We start from the raw sequence: 569 nt of genomic DNA on the forward strand, positions 1-569 counted from the left end.
TCAAAGCTTACTTACAGCTCCCCGAAGCATATCGGCGTTAGTCCCGTCCTTCATCGACTCCTAGTGTCAAGGCATCCACCGTGCGCCCTTTCTAACTTAACCAAACTAAAAATTAAAAAATATGAGCTACACTGTTATCTAGTTTTCAAAGAACATACCATTTGCTATTTAAAATAGCTTTTTGGTGGAGCCTAGCGGGATCGAACCGCTGACCTCCTGCGTGCAAGGCAGGCGCTCTCCCAGCTGAGCTAAGGCCCCAAAATGTATGGTGGGCCTAAATGGACTCGAACCATCGACCTCACGCTTATCAGGCGTGCGCTCTAACCAGCTGAGCTATAGGCCCATACAAATTGCAGGATTTATTTATATCATATCCTCATTTAAGAGTCAACACTGAATTGAACTCTCAAAACTAAACGAAAACGAAACACGGAAACTTATATTGATAAGCAGCGCTTATCAATTCTCCATAGAAAGGAGGTGATCCAGCCGCACCTTCCGATACGGCTACCTTGTTACGACTTCACCCCAATCATCTGTCCCACCTTAGGCGGCTGGCTCCAAAAAGG

2 tRNA genes and 2 rRNA genes are annotated in these 569 nt (G+C 45.9%); all 4 read right to left on the reverse strand.

Annotation, left to right across the window (positions count from 1 at the left end):
- Positions 1-102: ribosomal RNA gene (locus ACTFR8_RS30285) — 23S ribosomal RNA — on the reverse strand; the annotation flags it as partial.
- A gap of 80 nt (positions 103-182) precedes the next feature.
- Positions 183-258, reverse strand: a tRNA-Ala gene (locus tag ACTFR8_RS30290).
- A gap of 8 nt (positions 259-266) precedes the next feature.
- Positions 267-343, reverse strand: a tRNA-Ile gene (locus ACTFR8_RS30295).
- 130 nt (positions 344-473) lie between these two features.
- A 16S ribosomal RNA gene (locus ACTFR8_RS30300) occupies positions 474-569 on the reverse strand; the annotation flags it as partial.

It is taken from the genome of Bacillus cereus group sp. MYBK15-3, assembly GCF_051916765.1.
Classification (GTDB): Bacteria; Bacillota; Bacilli; order Bacillales; family Bacillaceae_G; genus Bacillus_A; species Bacillus_A cereus.